3 protein-coding genes and 1 pseudogene are annotated in these 2,026 nt (G+C 61.7%); all 4 read left to right on the forward strand.

All coding sequences use genetic code 11. From position 1 onward, the window contains the following. The first annotated feature begins 145 nt into the window (after positions 1-145). Positions 146-454, forward strand: a complete 309-nt coding sequence (locus HT737_RS25170; RefSeq protein ID WP_041070839.1) for a PepSY domain-containing protein — start codon at positions 146-148, stop codon at positions 452-454. Further along, positions 454-765, forward strand: coding sequence for a PepSY domain-containing protein (locus tag HT737_RS25175; protein WP_041070842.1), 312 nt, complete (start codon positions 454-456; stop codon positions 763-765). The genes HT737_RS25170 and HT737_RS25175 overlap by 1 nt, the downstream gene beginning before the upstream one ends. Before the next feature lie 3 nt (positions 766-768). After that, on the forward strand, positions 769-1,437 hold the full coding sequence (locus tag HT737_RS25180; protein WP_182404217.1) for a response regulator transcription factor: 669 nt from the start codon (positions 769-771) through the stop codon (positions 1,435-1,437). After that, positions 1,434-2,026, forward strand: a pseudogene (locus HT737_RS25185) (ATP-binding protein); the annotation flags it as partial. The gene HT737_RS25180 and the pseudogene HT737_RS25185, both read left to right, overlap by 4 nt.

The following is a 2,026-nucleotide window of genomic DNA, read 5'->3' on the forward strand; positions in this document are numbered from 1 at the left end:
TGCGATCTTTTGATTTTWAAAGGCAAGATCAAAAGATCGCAGCCTGCGGCAGCCTCTACAGGGGCAATGATGGCAATTCAGTTTCAGTTAAGTTGATCCCGCTAAGGTGCCCACCGTAGCTGCACATAAAAATACGGAGACATCCATGAAAACCCTGACTGCCCTGTCCATTGCCGCGATCATCGGTCTGACCGCCAGCCTCGCCCATGCCCGCGATCTTGGCCCCGACGAAGCCCTGCGCCTGCGCGACGCTGGTACTATCGTCTCCTTCGAGAAGCTCAACGCCACGGCGCTGACCAGACATCCGGGGTCGACCATCACCGATACCGAGCTGGAAGAGCAGTACGGCAAGTATGTCTACCAGGTCGAAATGCGTGATCCACAAGGGCTTGAGTGGGATCTGGAATTAGACGCGGTGACTGGGCAGGTTCTCAAGGATCATCAGGATACGTAATGAAGGTTAATGTTCGCGCCACCAGCCGCACGGCGTTGGCGCTTGTGATTGTTTGCTCGGCGGCGATGGCCCGCGATCTCGATCAGGACGAGGCGCTGCGGCTGCGGCAGCAGGGGGTGATCCTGCCGCTGGAGCAGGTGCTGCAACAGGCGCTGGATCGCTACCCCGGCGCGAAACTGCTGGAAGTCGAGCTGGAGGAAAAGCACGACGTCTACGTGTATGAAGTCGAGCTGCTGACCGTCGAGGGCGTGGCGCGCGAGCTGCACCTGAAGGCCGATACTGGCGAATTAGTTAAAGACAAGGAAGATTGACCGATGCGTTTGCTTCTGGTGGAAGACCACGTGCCGCTGGCTGACGAATTGATCGCCGGCCTGCAGCGCCAAGGCTACGCGGTGGACTGGCTGGCGGACGGACGCGATGCGGTGTATCAGGGCAGCAGCGAGCCGTATGACCTGATCATTCTCGACCTTGGTCTGCCTGGCGTTCCCGGGCTGGAGGTGCTGGCGCAATGGCGCGCCGGTGGCCTGTCGACCCCGGTGTTGATCCTTACCGCCCGCGATTCCTGGGCCGAGCGCATCGAAGGCCTGAAGGCCGGCGCCGACGATTACCTGACCAAACCGTATCACCCTGAAGAGCTGCACCTGCGCGTGCAGTCGTTGCTGCGCCGCTCCAAGGGCCAGGCCAACCAGCCGACGCTCAAGGCCGCCGGCCTGCATCTGGACGAAGGTCGCCAGTGCGTGATTCGTGACGGCAGCGAGATTCAGCTGACCGCCGCTGAATTCCGCCTGCTGCGTTATTTCATGCTGCACCCGGAACAGATCCTGTCGAAAACCCACCTCGCCGAGCACCTCTACGACGGCGAGACCGAGCGTGACTCCAACGTCCTCGAAGTCCACGTCAACCACCTGCGGCGCAAGCTCGGCAAATCGGTGATCGAAACCCGGCGGGGCCAGGGTTACCTGTTCGGCGGGCAGGCTTCGTGAGGTCGATCCAGCGCCGTTTGAGCCTGGGTTTGATCAGCGTGATGGTGATCGTCGGCCTGGTACTGGCGCAAACCAGCCTGTGGTTGTTCGAAGTCGGTTTGCAGCGTTATCTCGAAGCCGGCCTGCGCAACGACAGCGAAAGCCTGCTGGTGGCGCTGGTGCGTGGCCCGCAAGGTTTGCAACTGGATGAGCGGCACCTGTCGCCGGCCTATCAGCGACCGTTTTCCGGGCATTACTTCCGCATCGATTTTGCCGACAGCCACTGGCGCTCGCGTTCGCTGTGGGATCAGGACTTGCCGCTGCTTGACCATCCCGGCCTGCACAGCAACCTGCAACTGGGCCCGGACGGTCAGCAGTTGCTGGTGTTGCGTTCGGATTATCGGCGTTTGGGGCAGTCAATCTCCATCAGCGTCGCCCAGGATTACACCCCGGTGCGCGAGAGTTTCCAGCGTATGCGCCAGATCGGCCTCGGGCTGGGCCTTGGCGGCTTGCTGCTGATTCTGCTGCTGCAACGGTTGACGGTGCGTCGCGCGCTCAAGCCGCTGGACCGCGCGCGCGAGCAGATCGCCCCAGTTTGCAAACAGGGGCC

This window comes from Pseudomonas sp. MD195_PC81_125 (assembly GCF_014060985.1).
In the GTDB taxonomy this organism is placed as follows: Bacteria; Pseudomonadota; Gammaproteobacteria; order Pseudomonadales; family Pseudomonadaceae; genus Aquipseudomonas; species Aquipseudomonas parakoreensis.

What these genes read in the sequence shown, in the direction of transcription:
- HT737_RS25170 (WP_041070839.1), top strand. Translation starts at nt 146, where the DNA reads ATGAAAACCCTGACTGCCCTGTCCATTGCCGCGATCATCGGTCTGACC.
- HT737_RS25175 (WP_041070842.1), top strand. Translation starts at nt 454, where the DNA reads ATGAAGGTTAATGTTCGCGCCACCAGCCGCACGGCGTTGGCGCTTGTG.
- HT737_RS25180 (WP_182404217.1), top strand. Translation starts at nt 769, where the DNA reads ATGCGTTTGCTTCTGGTGGAAGACCACGTGCCGCTGGCTGACGAATTG.